This is a genomic window from Chitinophaga chungangae (assembly GCF_017742215.1).
Classification (GTDB): Bacteria; Bacteroidota; Bacteroidia; order Chitinophagales; family Chitinophagaceae; genus Chitinophaga; species Chitinophaga chungangae.
In genome coordinates, this window is record NZ_JAGHKP010000004.1 from 574,400 (window position 1) to 590,110 (window position 15,711).

Annotated in this window: 14 protein-coding genes; 6 read left to right on the forward strand and 8 right to left on the reverse strand. The window is 54.6% G+C overall.

What is annotated here, in order from left to right; genetic code table 11:
• Window position 1: 1 nt before the first annotated feature.
• Window positions 2-1,228 carry a DNA polymerase IV gene (gene dinB, locus J7I43_RS21910; protein ID WP_209148010.1) on the reverse strand — a complete coding sequence of 409 codons (1,227 nt, stop codon included), beginning with the start codon at window positions 1,226-1,228 and terminating at the stop codon, window positions 2-4.
• A gap of 99 nt (window positions 1,229-1,327) precedes the next feature.
• Here dinB and J7I43_RS21915 point away from each other — a divergent pair, with 99 nt between their 5' ends.
• A complete protein-coding gene (locus tag J7I43_RS21915; RefSeq protein ID WP_209148011.1) occupies window positions 1,328-2,026 on the forward strand; it encodes an SdpI family protein in 699 nt (232 codons plus the stop codon).
• Window positions 2,027-2,097: 71 nt separating this feature from the next.
• Here J7I43_RS21915 and J7I43_RS21920 read toward each other — a convergent pair whose 3' ends face one another.
• The gene (locus tag J7I43_RS21920; protein ID WP_209148012.1) at window positions 2,098-2,805 is read right to left on the reverse strand and encodes a Crp/Fnr family transcriptional regulator; all 708 of its coding nucleotides are present in this window, start codon (window positions 2,803-2,805) and stop codon (window positions 2,098-2,100) included.
• A gap of 97 nt (window positions 2,806-2,902) precedes the next feature.
• Here J7I43_RS21920 and J7I43_RS21925 point away from each other — a divergent pair, with 97 nt between their 5' ends.
• From J7I43_RS21925 to J7I43_RS21935, 3 genes are read left to right on the forward strand one after another with little or no spacing between them, the layout of a single operon-like run.
• Entirely contained in the window at window positions 2,903-3,307 is a 405-nt protein-coding gene (locus J7I43_RS21925; RefSeq protein ID WP_209148013.1) for a glycine cleavage system protein H, read from the forward strand.
• A 23-nt stretch (window positions 3,308-3,330) separates the two neighbouring features.
• Window positions 3,331-3,912 (forward strand): class I SAM-dependent methyltransferase, encoded by a 582-nt coding sequence (locus J7I43_RS21930; RefSeq protein WP_209148014.1) that lies wholly within the window; start codon window positions 3,331-3,333, stop codon window positions 3,910-3,912.
• A gap of 16 nt (window positions 3,913-3,928) precedes the next feature.
• Entirely contained in the window at window positions 3,929-5,587 is a 1,659-nt protein-coding gene (locus tag J7I43_RS21935) for a SulP family inorganic anion transporter (protein ID WP_209148015.1), read from the forward strand.
• A gap of 57 nt (window positions 5,588-5,644) precedes the next feature.
• Here the strand turns inward: J7I43_RS21935 and J7I43_RS21940 are convergent, their stop codons facing one another.
• Window positions 5,645-6,109, reverse strand: a complete 465-nt coding sequence (locus J7I43_RS21940; RefSeq protein ID WP_209148016.1) for a hypothetical protein — start codon at window positions 6,107-6,109, stop codon at window positions 5,645-5,647.
• 111 nt (window positions 6,110-6,220) lie between these two features.
• Between J7I43_RS21940 and J7I43_RS21945 the strand changes: the two genes are divergently transcribed.
• Entirely contained in the window at window positions 6,221-6,976 is a 756-nt protein-coding gene (locus J7I43_RS21945) for an XRE family transcriptional regulator (RefSeq protein ID WP_209148017.1), read from the forward strand.
• 506 nt (window positions 6,977-7,482) lie between these two features.
• Here J7I43_RS21945 and pdeM read toward each other — a convergent pair.
• Together pdeM and J7I43_RS21955 are read right to left on the reverse strand one after the other, a co-directional pair.
• Entirely contained in the window at window positions 7,483-8,133 is a 651-nt protein-coding gene (pdeM, locus tag J7I43_RS21950; RefSeq protein WP_209148018.1) for a ligase-associated DNA damage response endonuclease PdeM, read from the reverse strand.
• Window positions 8,134-8,160: 27 nt separating this feature from the next.
• Window positions 8,161-10,602, reverse strand: coding sequence for a ligase-associated DNA damage response DEXH box helicase (locus J7I43_RS21955; protein ID WP_209148019.1), 2,442 nt, complete (start codon window positions 10,600-10,602; stop codon window positions 8,161-8,163).
• Window positions 10,603-10,648: 46 nt separating this feature from the next.
• Here J7I43_RS21955 and J7I43_RS21960 point away from each other — a divergent pair, with 46 nt between their 5' ends.
• Window positions 10,649-11,971, forward strand: a complete 1,323-nt coding sequence (locus J7I43_RS21960) for an NCS2 family permease (RefSeq protein ID WP_209148020.1) — start codon at window positions 10,649-10,651, stop codon at window positions 11,969-11,971.
• Window position 11,972: 1 nt separating this feature from the next.
• On the opposite strand, the gene J7I43_RS21965 is transcribed toward J7I43_RS21960, so the two are convergent.
• The 3 genes from J7I43_RS21965 to J7I43_RS21975 form a co-directional block, all read right to left on the reverse strand.
• A complete protein-coding gene (locus tag J7I43_RS21965) occupies window positions 11,973-12,788 on the reverse strand; it encodes a sulfite exporter TauE/SafE family protein (protein ID WP_209148021.1) in 816 nt (271 codons plus the stop codon).
• Window positions 12,789-13,042: 254 nt separating this feature from the next.
• Window positions 13,043-14,641 carry an ATP-dependent DNA ligase gene (locus J7I43_RS21970; RefSeq protein ID WP_209148022.1) on the reverse strand — a complete coding sequence of 533 codons (1,599 nt, stop codon included), beginning with the start codon at window positions 14,639-14,641 and terminating at the stop codon, window positions 13,043-13,045.
• Between the two features lies 1 nt (window position 14,642).
• Window positions 14,643-15,644, reverse strand: a complete 1,002-nt coding sequence (locus tag J7I43_RS21975) for a ligase-associated DNA damage response exonuclease (protein ID WP_209148023.1) — start codon at window positions 15,642-15,644, stop codon at window positions 14,643-14,645.
• Window positions 15,645-15,711 lie beyond the last annotated feature (67 nt).

Sequence of the window (15,711 nt, forward strand, 5' to 3'; positions counted from 1 at the left end):
GTTAATATTTTGGATAACGTTTTTTCATGATCAGCGTTTCTTTCTGATAAGGCTGCACCTGTGCTTCGAACCGGCCCCCGTTGCTGCTGCCGCGCATCAGGTATTGCCAGCCGAACTGGCTTTTGATGCTGTCGATAGCCTGGTAAAGCGAGATCATATCTTCCGTATCATCGAACAGGCTAATCTGGTAATTGCCTGATACGAGATGACTGAAACGCACGCCTATCAGACGTATCAGCAGGCGGCGGTCGTACAGCCGGTGAAACAGCTCCTTCACTTTTTCCAGCAGGATATGATCGCTGGACGTGTAAGGAATGCTGAGCTGTTTGGTGACCGTTTCAAAATCCGAATACCGGATCTTCACCGTTACGCAGCCCGTAAGCCGGTTTTGAGAGCGCAGTTCGAAACCGATCTTCTCCGTCATGCGCACCAGTTCGCTGTGGATAAATCCCAGGTCGATCGTGTCCGTCGGGAAAGTGCTTTCCGTGGAGATCGACTTCTGTTCGTGATAAGGCACCACCGGCGATTCGTCGATACCGTTGGCCTTGTTCCACAAAACAATCCCGTTTTTCCCAAGCCAGGCTTCCAGCAGTCCCACCGGGATCTCGCTCAGCGTGCGCACCGTTTCCACGCCGCGCCGCCGCAGCTGCGCAGCCGTCTCTTTCCCCACCATCGGTATCTTTTCCACCGGCATCGGCGCAAGAAAACCTTTTTCCTGCCCGAAAGGAATGGACAGCTGACCGTTGGGCTTTGCTTCGTTCGTAGCCACTTTCGACACCATTTTGTTCGACGCCAGGCCCAGCGAGATCGGCAGGTCCGTTTTTTTCATGATCAGCTGCCGCAATTCGCTCGTCCATTTCAGCGACCCGAAGTATTTGTCCATGCCTGTCAGGTCCAGGTAAAATTCGTCGATCGACGATTTTTCATATAAAGGCGCCGACCCGGCGATAATGTCCGTCACTTCCCGCGAAAAATGACTGTACTCCTCGAAATCCCCGCCGCGAACGATGGCATGCGGACAAAGACGGAGCGCCATTTTCATCGGCATGGCCGAATGAATGCCGAAAACACGCGCTTCATAACTGCAGGCGGCTACCACCGCACGGTCGCTTTTTCCACCCACGAGCAACGGTTTGCCTTTCAGGCTGCGGTCCTTCAGGCATTCCACGGAAACAAAAAAACAATCCAGGTCGAAATGCGCAATCGTGCGCTGTCCATCGAGCAGCATGATCAGTGTCTTTATTCAAATTTACTAAAAAAATTAGCAAAACTAAGGTTGTTAGTAAAAAGATTTTAAACTTATTTGGCATGATGGCTGTAGTTATATATGGAACCAATCACCCAAACTGCCATGAAACATCCGGATTATTTTAAGGAGGCGCTGTTGCTGGCGTTATTGTTCGGGCCGATGATCTACCTGGGCATTATCTGGCCTAACCTGCCAGCCACTATCCCCACTAATTTCAACCTCAACGGCATGCCGGACGGGGTGGTGGAAAAGCGGGAATTCCTCCTGCTGATGATCTTCCTTTTTTTCACCAACGCACTGCTTTACGCGCTTTTCCGGTACATACCGAAGGTAGACGACGGGCAGGAGCCTCCACAGGATGTGGCGGAACATATCCGGGGGTATTATGGCATCCGTTTCAGGATACATATCTATCTCGCCGTGTTCACCGCTATCGTGATCTACCTGGTGAGCGCCGGCCGCGAAATATTCCTTGAAAAGTGGGTTTTTGCCGGGGTAGGACTGCTGGTTGCAGCCGTAGGTCTTTACCTGCGCAATCTCAAGCCGAATAATTACGTGGGCGTGCGCACGCCATGGACGCTGAAAAGCGACGATATCTGGGTGGAAGTGCATCACATGGCCAGCCGTTTATGGCTGTTCGGCGGGCTCGGCATTATTGTGGCGGGGATTTTCCTGCCCATTATCAGCGGGGTTTTCCTCTTTATTTTCGCCGCGGGGGCATTGGCGGCGCTGCCTTACATTTATTCTTACCGGTTATTTTATAAGACCCATGGCTGATGCAGGTTAACGGCAAGCATGCCTGCAGATAAAAAAAGTAAGAACGGGACAAAAAACGTTCTTACTTTTTTTTACAGGCTGCCATACCCGGATAGCGCGATCAGTTGCCGCACATCGCGGATGATGATCTTTCTCCCCGCCGTATCCAGTATGCCCGCCGTTTTAAATTCTTTCAAAAACCGCACGACGTTTTCCGTGCCGCTCCCGACCATATTGGCAAGATCGCTGCGGGACACGTTGATCTCCACCAGGCCCTCGCCCCCGGACTTAAATTTTTCCCGCAGCACGATCAGTGCGATGGCCAGGCGCTCCCTGACGGATTTTTGCGCGAATACCGAAATGCTGTTCACCAGCACCGTAAATTCATGGCTCAGCGACCGGAGTAGCATCCGGGAAAGTTTGGCCGAACCGTCCAGCACCTGCAAAAAATCTTCCTTCGGTATCAGCCCCGCAATGCTTTCTTCCAGCGCCGCGGCGGAATCGGGGTAACGCTCGCTGGAAAGTATGGCATGATAGCCCAGCAATTCTCCAGGGTTGGCCACATAAATGATCTGCTCTTTTCCTTTACCGTTCATATGATATTTCTTCACTTTGCCCTGCATCACCACGTAAAGCCCCTGCGGAACGGTGCCCTGGCGGAACAGCACTTCCCCCTTTTTCAACGGCAGCTCGGTCATGTTGGCGTATAGAAAGGCGCGCTCTTCCTGGGGAAGATTGTTTAAGATCGATTGGGTGGAAAAATTCCATTTGTCGATGGGGAACAGGCCGTTGATACTCATATCAGGTTGTGTTTCGTAGCAGAAAATTGATAATTATCAATTTTGAGGTTGATAATTGACTGGACGAATGACCAGTATGTAAAGGTAGCTTTGCGGCATGAAAATATCAACCATATCCCGCCCGCGGATACATTTCACCACGGAACACGCGTGGATCGATTTTAACGGTACGGTCGGGTTCGTGGGTGTTTCCGCATTCGGGCTTTGCGGGGTGGAAAAGATCGACGGCATCCGCTGGCGGCGGCCTGCGGGCATGGTGGAGGCCGGCGCGCTGGTGGCCGAAGTGCTGGCCGGCGAACGGGTGATACCTGTGCACGCGCCGGTAAAAGGCCGGTTCCTGGGAAAGAACCCGAAACTGGGAGAATGCTGCAGCGTTGTGACCGAAAGCCCGGAAGACAGGGGATGGCTTTTCCTGCTGGCGCCTTCCGTATTCGGAAGGAAAGAAGAAATGTTGCTCAAACCTGAAGATTACCGCAAATTCATCCGCGGCAAAAATTCATGAACCCTTAATCGGAACGTTCCGTAATGCATACAGCCTGTTTTAGAAACGACGCCAGCTTCGACTGGTTATATCCCGAAAACATACAAAAGCTTTCCCGCCGGCACTGGACGCCATTGAGCGTCGCCAAAAAAGCCGCGCATTTCCTCGCCGATGCGCCCGGGAAAAAAATACTCGATGTGGGCAGCGGCGTGGGGAAGTTTTGCATCATCGGCGCCAATTTTTTCCCGGACTGCCATTTCTGCGGCGTTGAGCAGCGGCGTGAACTGTACGATCACGCCCATGCGGCGAAAACGATGGCGGGCGTGAACAACGCGGACTTTATCCACGGAAATTTCACGCAGATAGAAATGGGGGAGTACGATAATTTTTATTTCTATAATTCCTTCTTCGAAAACATCGACCAGGATGGAAGGATAGACGACCGGCTGGAATATTCCGTTAGTCTGTATATCTACTATTCGCGATACCTGTTCAAAGGGCTGAACGCCCGCCCGCCTGGTACCCGCCTGGTCACGTTTCATAGCCTGGAAGAGGAAGTGCCGCCGGATTACAAGCTGGTAGACGCTTCGCCGGACATGTTGCTGAAGATGTGGATCAAATGGTGAAAACAAGCTGAATGGTATGTTCGTTCCCGCGCTTTTCCGTTCGTTAAAACATTACTCCCGCGCGCAGTTCGGCAAAGATCTGCTGGCCGGCGTGATCGTGGGGATCGTGGCCTTTCCCCTGGCGATCGCATTTGCCATCGCCTGCGGCGTATCTCCCGAGAAAGGCATTTACACCGCCGTGGTAGCGGGTTTCATTATCTCCGCTTTTGGAGGCAGCAATGTGCAGATCGGCGGGCCCACCGGCGCGTTCATCATCCTCGTATACGGCATTGTGCAGTCGCAGGGGTTGCCGGGGCTGATGGCGGCCACTTTCATCGCCGGCATCCTGCTGATGGCGCTGGGTTTTTCGCGGCTGGGCGGCATGATCAAATACATTCCCCATTCCCTTATAACAGGTTTTACGAGCGGCATCGCCGTGATCATTTTTTCCTCGCAGGTGAAGGATCTGCTCGGGCTGCGCATGGGTGCGGTACCGGTGGATTTTGTTGAAAAGTGGCGGGAATATTTTCTGCATATTTCCGGTGTTAACGGGTATGCATTGGCGGTTGCGCTGTTTACCGTCCTGGTGGTGGTCTTTCTCCCGCGTTTTACGCGGCGCGTTCCGGGGCCGCTGGCGGCCATACTGGTGGCCACGCTGGCCGTGCGGTACTTTCAGCTGCCGGTGGAAACGATCGGCAGCCGGTACGGCGGCATCGCGGTGGCGCTGCCTGCGCTTTCGTGGCCCGCGGCGGACTGGAATACCATCAAAAGCGCCATGCAGCCGGGTATCGCGATCGCTTTGCTGGGCGGTATAGAATCGTTGTTATCCGCTGTTGTGGCGGATGGAATGACGGGTGGAAAACACAACAGCAATATGGAGCTGGTGGCGCAGGGCGGCGCCAATATCGCGTCTGCGCTTACCGGCGGCATACCGGCCACCGGCGCGATCGCGCGTACGGCCGTGAACGTGAGGAGCGGGGGGCGTACGCCCGTGGCTGGCGTCACGCATGCGGCCGTGCTGCTCGTAATGTTGCTGGTGGTGGGCGAATGGGCCACGCTGATACCGATGAGCTGTCTCGCAGGCATATTGGCCGTAGTAGCTTATAACATGGCTGAAATGAAAGCCTTCAGGAATATCGTGCGCAGCGGCGGCGGAGACCTTGCGGTGCTGCTGGTCACGTTTTTTCTCACGGTCATTTTTGATATCACCGTCGCCATTGAAGGAGGCATGGTGCTGGCGGCTTTTATGTTCATCCGTAAAATGGCGCGGAGCAGTTATGTGAAAAATATGCAGCCGGAAGGGGATGGCGATGCGGGCGGACCGTTGCCTGTAGCGCCGCAACTGCCGCAGGGCGTGGAGGTGTTCGAGCTGAACGGGCCGTTATTTTTCGGGGCTGCTTACAAGTTCAGGGATGCGATTGCTTTGGCGGGCCGCACGCCGAAGGTGTTGATCCTGAAAATGCGGAATGTGCCGGTGATAGATGCTACCGGGCTGCAGGTGGTAAACGATCTGCTGCGGACCTGCGGCCGCAATCATACCCGTTTGATTGTGGCGGGGCTTCAGCCGGGCGTGCGGGAGGAGTTCAGGAAAAGCAGGCTGTTGTTCCGGATCGGAAAAAGATATGTGGCGGCAGATCTGCAGGCGGCTATCCGTATTGCATCGGAAATAAATAAAGAAAAGGAGCATAACGGCTGAACCAGCCGGTTATGCTCCTTCGGAATATCGTTATGCCTCAAAAGGCGTTGTGGCCGATCAGAAAGAAGGGAACAGCGCCCTGCCTACTGCTTCGCGGCCCGGCCAGGGAATGGCGGCGAGGATAAGCACAAGAGCAAGCAGGAAAAAGATCAATGCAGTTTTATGTTTTTTGCCGTCGTCAGACAATTTTTTGATCTTGCTGCGGCCGATATGCACCAGCGCGATGGCGATAAGGGCAGTAACGGCGTGATCTACGGGGAAGTACCGGAGGCCGGTATTGCCCATGGCGGCGCCGGGATCGGCCATAAAGGCTTTGATCAGCGGGCTGACGAAGAAAAGGATAAGCCCCAGCAGGAACTGGATATCGAGGAAGATCATAAAAAAGAGGCCGGCTTTGGTATCGGCGGAAGTATAGGGTTTTCTGCCGCTAACGCCCATGAGGGCACGAAGTACGGCCCATATCCCGAACAGGAGTATCAGCCATCTGACGATGGAGTGGATACCTAAGATAGTTTCATGCATAGTTAATTGAGTTTGTCCGCACAAAAATAAGCGGATATGCGAAGAATAATTTGGTAAATATAAAAAATAATTGCTAATTTTGTTAGCATTGTTGTACTAAATTATTTAGGGATGTCTACTGTTTGCCGTAACCTGAAATATCTGCGCAAGCAAAAGGGCTGGACGCAGCAGGAATTTGCCGACCGTTTGAATATCAAGCGGTCCTTGCTGGGCGCATACGAAGAAGAACGCGCCGAGCCGCGCACCGAGGTATTGGAGCAGGTCAGCGACATGTTCCGTGTATCGATCGACGATCTGCTTCGCCGCGATCTTAGTTCCCAGAAGGAGAGTTTCCTGGAGCGCCGCCGTCAGCAGAAGCTGGGCAGCAACGCCCGTCAGAACGTGGTGTTTGTTCCGGTGAAAGCCGCGGCCGGTTATCTTGCCGGTTTTAACGACGAGGAATTTATCGAAGAGCTGAACACATTCACGCTTCCGATGCTGGGAGCGGGCAGTTACCGCGCTTTCGAGATCGCGGGGGATTCGATGTTGCCGACGCCTTCAGGTTCCGTTGTGGTTTGTCATAAGGTAGACGGTTGGGAAGATATCCGGAATAACGAAGCGTATATCGTGGTAACCAACCGCGAAGGCATCGTATATAAACGCGTGGTGAAAAGCAACCGCTCCAAAACCAAAGTAACGCTGGTGTCCGACAATCCGCAATACGATCCGTATGCCGTAAATATGGACGAAGTGCTGGAGATCTGGCAGGCCGACGCCGTGATCCAGAAAATGGGCCAGCAGCACCGCATGAGCGTAAACCACCTGGCCGGCATGGTGAATCAGTTGCAGGAGCAGGTGAGCATGTTGAAGAAGCAGATGAAGAATTAGGAGATTGTGATTGCAGTGAATTGATGTTGAAGAAGCGGTGAAGAATTGGAAGGTTGTGGTTTTTGTAGCGACAGGAAGACTGACGAGATCGTGTTCCGGTTGCTACTGCGTTTCAGATTTTTAAAAATGCCGTACGCCTAAAAGGCTGATGAATATCCCGTAAAGATTTTGGCATGGAAGAATGCATCTCATGTCATATGCAAGGGAACTTCATCCTTGTTCGTACCCCATGTTAACCATTAGGAACCGTCTCAAGATGCTTGTTGAGGCGGTTTCTTTTTTGGAAAGGGGGATGGATGGACCTTTATCCTCATGACGAATGATTTGGAATCATTATTCGCATGCTGATTTATTGAATGTTTTTAACCTATTGTTGAAGTGGTTCTTTTTTTTTGATTAAAGTGAACACGTTGATGAAATGTCCTGGCATCATATTCAATCTGCTGCATTGAATCATTAAATTTGTTAAGCTTGATTGAATCGATTTCTTTTTAAAGGCCGGAGCATCAAACCCTGAAGATCTTCCGCTCCGCAATCACAAACACCGTCGATGAAGCCTCCGGCTCTACCGAATACATCCCCGTAAATGCGCTGAACGCCGGTAATACCGCCCCTTCGCCGCCGAAATAAAAACACGGCAGCCGCAGTTTCTGACGGCCGAATCCCACCATCCAGACGCCTGGGTGAATATGACCCGAAAAAACATACTGCCCGTTCAACGGTTGCGGCTGATCTTTCAGATCATGCACGAAATAAATATCGCCAAGCTGCAAAAAAGGCTGGGAAACGATCTCCAGCTGCTCATATATCTCCGGCGCCATGATGTCGTGGTTGCCGGTGATCAACTCGAAACGGATATGCGGGAACTGGCGCCGCCAAATTTTGAAATATTGTACCTCGTTGTTAGCCTCGCTGTGAAACATATCTCCCACCACAATCACCCGCAAAGGATCGTATTTTGTGATCAGCTGCTGCAAACGGTACAGATCGTCCTGCACAATATTCGCCGGCACCGCAATGCCCGCCTTGCGGAAATGCGCGCTTTTCCCCACATGCAGGTCCGCTATCACCAGCGCCCGCTCTTCCTCCCAATATGCCGCCCTCCCGGCAGACAGGCGCCAATGCTGACCCCTGAATAAATGTAAAACGTCTTCCAATTATGTTATGCGATTAAAAATTAAAACTCACTGCCACAGGATCATTTTTTTGATACGGTCCTCCAGCTTTTCACTGGTCATTTCTTCCCGCAAACTATCCACCTTGATCGGGAAACAAAACGGCGTCAGCCGCTGCGGGAAAGTGATCACGATCCTGTCTTTGCTGATGCGCGCCAGCGTTTCGCGGAGGCGCGCCTCTTCCATCTGGTAAAAGAACGCCTCATTAAACGATTGCCGCACCAATATATTTTGCGCGTCGTAATCTTCGAATACTTTGAACAAAAGACTGGCGGACGACTGCAAATGCCGGTTGGCCTTATGTTGCCCCGGAAATCCCTGGAACACCAGCCCCGCGATCACCGCGATGTCGCGGAACTTGCGGCGCGCCATCTCGGTGGCGTTCACGCTGCTTTGCAGGTCGATGTTCAGGTTGTCCAGCGAAAACAATTCCTGCGCGTTCGTGTCGTCTACCGGTATCGGCTGGTCAGACAGCAACTCGAAACCATAATCGTTCATCGCGATGGAAAAGGTAATGGGGTGCTGCTGACTGATGCGCCAGGCAAGGAGCATCGCCATCACTTCATGCACCAGCCTGCCTTCGAAAGGATATACAAAAAGATGGTAACCGTCTTTTGTTTCGATCTGTTCCATCAGCAGCTCGTCTTCCCGCGGGATGTGCGACAGAAGCTGCTGCAGGTCGAAAAGCGGTTGCAATATCGTCACTTCTTCCTCTTTCGCCGTGCCCGCCATCGCTTCGTGGAACTTTCGCCGCAGCATCATGCCGAGATTCGCGGAAAGCGGCATCCTGCCGCCGTTCCAGCTGGGTACGATGCTTTTTTTCGATTTGCTTTTGCGCACCAGCACGGTCATATCTTTGATCATGACGAACTCAAGGTTCTGCCCGCTGAGCCTGAAACTGTCGCCGGGCGAGAGGCGCGAGATAAAATATTCTTCGATCAGGCCGATGAAGCCGCCGGTCATGTACCGCACCTTGAGCATGGCGTCGCTCACGATGGTGCCGATGTGCAGGCGGTGCCGCATGGCCTGCTGGCGGCTGACGCAGTGATAGGTGTCGCCTACCAGGTGCAGTTTGCGGAACTCGTCGTAACTCTGCAGCGCATCGCCGCCGGTGGTAAGAAAGGCAAGCACCCATTGCCATTCTTCAGTCGTCATGTCGCGGTAACAGAAAGTGCCCTGTACTTCGGCCCAGATCTCTTTGGCATTAAACCCGTCGGACACCCCGAGCGTCATCAGGTATTGCAGCAGCACGTCGTACGCCAATACCACCGGCATGCGGCTTTCGATAAGGTTTTGTTTCATCGCGTCTTTCAGGGCGGCGGCTTCCACCAGTTCCAGCGAATGCGTGGGCAGGAACCAGATGTTGCTCACCGCGTCCGGCCGGTGGCCGCTGCGGCCGGCGCGCTGCAGGAAACGGGCCACGCCTTTGGGACTGCCCACCTGAATCACCGTGTCCACCGGCCTGAAATCCACGCCCAGGTCGAGGCTGGACGTGCATACCACGAGTTTCAGCGTGCCGGTGTGCAGCGCTTCTTCCACCCAGATGCGCAATTCCGCGTCGATGGAGCCGTGATGCAGCGCCATGGCGCCCGCCAGCTCGGGGCATTCTTTCAGGATCTGGTGGTACCAGATCTCGGATTGGCCGCGGGTGTTGGTGAACAGGAGCGTGGTATTGCTTTGTTGGATCACGGGCAGCACCTTGTGCCGGAGTTTCAGTCCCATATGTCCCGCCCATGGGTATTTTTCGATCTCGTCCGGTAAAATGCAATGTACCTCGATGGCTTTTTTTACTTCCGCCTTTACGATCACGTGCGCGGGAGAAGGTTTGCCCATCAGCACTTCCAGCGCTTCGTGAAGGTTGCCGATGGTGGCGGAAATGCCCCATACCTGCAACCCGGGCCTGAGCCCGCGCAGGCGGCTGAGGCCAAGCTCCACCATCACGCCGCGTTTGCTGCCCAGCAGTTCGTGCCACTCGTCTACCACCACCGTGTTGAGCGTGGCGAAACGTTTGGCGTATTCTTTCTGCGCCATGAGGATGTGGATGGATTCGGGGGTGATGATGAGCACTTCCGGCATCTGTTTTTTCTGCTGCTCGCGTACGCTGGTAGCGGTATCGCCGCTGCGGATGCCTACTTTCCAGGGCACTTTCAGCTCGTGCAGGGCTTCTTCCATGGCGCGGCCGATGTCTTTGGCGAGCGCGCGCAGCGGGGTGACCCACAGCAATTGCAGGCCATTGACGCTTTTAGAGCGGTAATCCGGGTTTTCGTTGATCCAGCGGATCACTGTGCCCAGGAATAAGGAGAAGGTCTTGCCGAAGCCCGTAGGGGCATTTACCAGGCCGGAGCGGCCATGGAGATAATGTTCCCATGCTTCTTCCTGGAAAACGAACGGCTTCAGTTCCTTTGCCGCCAGCCACTGTTCTATCGCCTGCCAGCCGGGTGTGTTTTTCATCTTGCATGAAATTAGGAAAAATTCGGGCAAGGACTACCTTTGCCGTATGCGCGATTTCTTTCGTTTACACGCAAACGGTACGACCGTTAAAAAGGAACTGCTGGCGGGACTGACCACTTTTTCCACTATGGCTTACATCCTGGCGGTGAACCCCATGATCCTCTCCAAAACGGGCATGGATTTTAACGCCCTGATCACGGCCACGGCGCTTTCCGCGGCCATCGGCACGCTGGTGATGGGGCTGTACGCCCGTCTCCCGATCGGGCTGGCGCCGGGAATGGGGCTGAACGCGTTTTTCGCCTACACCATCGTGCTGGGCATGGGGTATAGCTGGCAGTTCGCGCTCACGGCCGTTTTCCTGGAGGGTATCATTTTTATTTTCCTTTCGTTGTTCCACATCCGCGAAGCGATCATCAACAGCATCCCCGAAAATCTGAAACACGCCATTTCGGTGGGCATCGGGCTATTGATCGCGCTGATCGGCATGGCTAACGCGGGCATTATCGAAACGGGCATGCGGCATGTGGGCGAAGGGCGGCTGGACGGGGTGATCCTCAGGATCGGGAACATCGCCAGCGCAGGGCCGCTCATTGCGCTGATCGGGCTGATCGTGAGCGCAGTGCTGATGTACCGGAAAGTGAACGCCGCTTTGTTGCTGGGCATTCTTATCGCCACCGTGGCCGGCATTCCGCTGGGCATCACGCACTGGCCGGCCGGCGGCTTGCCGGTGAGCCTTCCGCCGGATATTTCGCCGATCGCGTTTCAGCTGGAATTTGAAAAAGTTTTTTCGCTGGATATGGTCGTGATCCTTTTTACGTTGCTGATGGTCAATCTTTTTGACACGGTGGGCACGCTGATCGGGCTTTGCAATAAAGCCGGCCTGCTCGATGCCCAAGGCCGCATCCCGCGCGCCAAACAGGCATTATTCGCCGATGCGGTAGGCACTACGGCCGGGGCCTTGCTGGGCACCAGCGTGGTAACGGCTTACGTGGAAAGCGCCAGCGGCATTGCTTCCGGTGGCAGAACGGGGCTTACGGCCGTAACCGTTGCGGCGATGTTTTTGCTGGCATTGTTCTTCGCGCCATTGTTCGCCATGATCCCCGCCGCCGCTACAGCCCCGGCGCTGATCATCGTAGGCATGCTGATGATGGGCGCGGTGGTGAAAATAAATTTCGAAGACGTAACGGAAGCGATCCCCGCATTCCTCGCCATCGTAATGATGCCGTACACTTACAGCATCGCGGAAGGGATCGTGTTCGGCATGCTGAGCTACGTATTACTGAAAGTATTCACGGGCAGGCATAAGGAGATCAGCCCGGTGATGTACGTGCTCGCGGTGTTGTTCGTGATGAGTTTTTTATTGCAGTAGATCAGGTGAAGAGCAGCCTTACGCCTACCAGCAGCAAAGCCCCCGCCAGCGCGAGTATGATGCCTTTGGGTTTTACTTTGCTGGAAAGGCCCGCCCCCAGCTGTGCGCCCAGGATCACGCCGGTGCCGATGGCCAGCGCCGTTTGCCAACCCTCCCAGAAACTGCCCTGTACCATATGCACGATAGTGCCGGCCAGCGACATGATCGCGAGGATTAAATGCGACGTGGCCGTGGCGATATGAATGGGAAAATTAAGCAGGCTGATCAACGCCGGCACATGAATGATGCCGCCGCCGATGCCCAGCAGGCTGCTGATAAAGCCCACCAGGAAACTGATGGCGATGCCGTACCAGATGTTGAATTTGTAATGATGTTCCTCCCCGCTTTTTTCGATCAGGTCCCTTTCCACGCATTTGCCTTTGTTGCTGCGGGTGGCGTAACCGCCCTGTTTGGGTTTCAGGATGAGGAACACGGCGATAACGATCAGCAGCACACCGAGAATGATATTAAAAGTATGACGGGATATCCAGGAAGTGGCCATGGCGCCGAATACTGCGCCCGGCAGCGTGGCTACGGCAAATACGAAGGCCGATTTGTAGTCGATGCGTTTTTTGCGCGCGTAGGCAATGGAACCGGAGCTGGCGTTGAGGCATACCACCGCCAGCGAAATGCTGGTGAGCACGTCGGGCGACATGTCCGGGTAAATGAGCAGCAGCAGCGGCATGAGAATAAATCCCCCGCCGGCGCCGATCAGCGTGCCGAAAGTACCGATGAGAAATCCAAGACCGACTAACAACAATAAAGCATGTAATTCCATGTTTCCTTGCAACAATTTTCACGTGTAATAGTATGCATCCGGCATGCGGCACGGCGGAAAGCCTCATCATAGCAATGGCTGGTACAATTGCGTTTTTTTAATGTTGGTTGCGTATGATTGGTTCTTTCATTCCCCGTGTTTTTTAATGGCACAAAGGATGTTTTGGCGGCCGGTTTTTGACGCCGGCAAAGTAAAGGTAGGAGAGTTTCCCGACACTAATTCTGTAGACTAATGGGGTAATACAGGCCCCTGTATTAGCTATGCTGCCGCAGCAATTCCTTCAGGTCGTCGAGGGTGTTGATCTCCGCCACCGGCTTGTCTTTCCGCCAGCGGTGTATTCTCGGGAACCGCAGCGCGATGCCGGATTTGTGCCGGTTGGACGCGGCGATGCCTTCAAACGCGATCTCGAACACCAGTTCGGGCTTCACCGTGCGTACCGGGCCGAACTTTTCCACGGCGTTTCGTTTCACCCAGTTGTCTACCTCGGCGATCTCTTTGTCCGTAAGTCCGGAATAAGCTTTGGCGAAAGGCACCAGCTGATCGCCGTTGCGCACGGCGAAGGTGTAATCGGTGTATAAGTTAGAGCGGCGGCCATGGCCTTTCTGGGCGTATACCATCACCGCGTCTACCGTGAAGGGGTCTATTTTCCATTTCCACCAGTCGCCACGGCGGCGGCCTACCTGGTAAGCGGAGCTTAATTTTTTGAGCATCACGCCTTCGCTGCCATTGTCCCGCGAACGTTCGCGGATGGCGGCCAGCTCTTCCCAGCTGGCGTAGGCAATGGGCGGGGATATTCTCAGCGCGGGCTGATCTACATTTTCGACCAGCTGTTCCAGTATGGCGCGGCGCTCGCTGAGCGGCCGCAAGCGGAGGTCTTCGCCGTTCCATTCCATGAGGTCGTAGCTGAGGAAGGCCACCGGCGCTTCCTGCAATTGTTTTTTCGTGAGGTTTTTACGGCCGATGCGCGTTTGCAGCGACTGAAAAGGTAAAGGCCGCTGCTGTTGCTGGTCGTATGCAAGTATCTCGCCGTCGATGGCCGTGCCGTCTGGCAGGAAAGGCAGCAGGGCGGTGAGCTCGGGGAATTTGTCGGTGATCAGTTCCTCGCCTCTCGACCAGATAAACAGCTGGCCGTTGCGGCGGATGATCTGCCCGCGAATGCCGTCCCATTTCCATTCCGCCTGCCATTCGCGCGGCTCGCCCAGTTCTCCGGTTTTATTTTCCAGCGCATATGCAAGAAAAAACGGGTAAGGTTTGGAATCGTCCGGGTTGCTGGCCGCGTCGCTGAGCAGCTGCGGCAGCGTGATCTGCTGCGGGTCCCAATTGCCGCTGATCATGTGAGACACCACGGCGGGCTCCAGCTGGTAGGTTCTGGATAAAGCGTTCACGATCGTGCTTTGCGATACGCCAATGCGGAAGCCGCCGGTGATCAGCTTGTTAAAAACAAATCTTTCGTTGGGCTGCATCTGGTCCCACGCATTGCGGATGAATGCCGCTTTCTCGGCCTCGGGCGCCTTTTCCAGCCGGAGCAGCACGTCCAGCCAGTAATGCAGCGGCTGCGGCAGCGCTTTTGTTTCGGGCGGCGGCAACAGCAGCGCGATAGTTTCGGCAAGGTCGCCTACGGTGTGGTAACATTCTGAAAAAAGCCATTCCGGCAGCGCGGTCACTTCCATGCACCATTGCCGCAGCTGCGTGGAATTGACCACCCGCTTGGGCCTCCGGCCGGAGAACAGGGCCAGCACCCAGGGTTTGTCCCGCTCGTCTGCCGAAGCGAAATAACTGCTCAGCGCCTCCAGCTTTTCGTTGGTTTTGGTGCTGCCTGCCAGGGTGGATATGAGCTGTGAGAAATGATGCATGTTAAACCGTTGTTTCTTCTTCCGTGCCGTACGCGGTTTTTATTTCCTCAGCCGGTATGCCGTTTTCCTGCAGGTAACGCGCCAGCACGCTGCTGAAACCATGGGTAACGAATACTTTTTCCGCGCCCGTTTCTTTGACGGTGCCCAGCAATCCTTTCCAGTCGGCATGGTCTGATATGGCAAAACCCGCGTCTGCATTAAGGCGGCGGGCGTTGCCGCGCACCTGCATCCAGCCGCTGCAAACGCCGAGCGAATATGGCGCAAAACGGCGCATCCAGGTGCTGTCTGCCGTGGAAGGCGGGGCTATCACGATGCTGTTCTTAAAATGTTCTTTCGGTGTTTCCTGCGTGATCAGCTCCACGGGCGGCAGGTTCCAGCCGGCTTTTAACAATGTTTCGTGCGCGTTGTAAATAGCGCCGTGCACTAAAAAACGTTTGCCGGTATGCTGCAGGTTGTACATCAGGCGTTGCGCCTTGCCCAGGCTGTATCCCAGCAGGATGCTGTTTTTCCCGGCCGCTTCATTTTCCTTCACCCAGTTTTCCATGTCCCCGAACAAAGCCGCCTGCGGCCGCCAGTGATAGATCGGGAGGCCGAAGGTGCTTTCGGTGATGAACACATGGCAGCGCACCGGCTCGAACTCTCCGGAAAGACCGTCATTTTCTGTTTTATAATCGCCGCTGGCCACCCACGATTGCCCGCCTACGGTCACTTTCACCTGCGCGGAACCGATCATGTGCCCGGCTGGATGGAAGGATATGGTAACGCCGTTGATCTGCACCGTTTCTCCCCAGCCCGCGCCTTGTACCGCAATATCCTGCCCCAGCCGCAGCTGCAGCAGCGGAACGGAATCTTTCGAACAGAGATATTTTTGGTTACCCAAACGCGCATGATCGGCGTGGGCGTGGGTGATCACGGCGCGTTCCACCGGTTTCCAGGGGTCGATGTAAAAATCGCCTGCGGGGCAATAAATGCCGCTGTCTGTAAAGGTGAGTACGGGCTGCATGGATCACCGAATTTAACGAAAAAAGGGGATGGCCGTAACCGGCTATCCCCCTTCTTTCCAGCTGTTT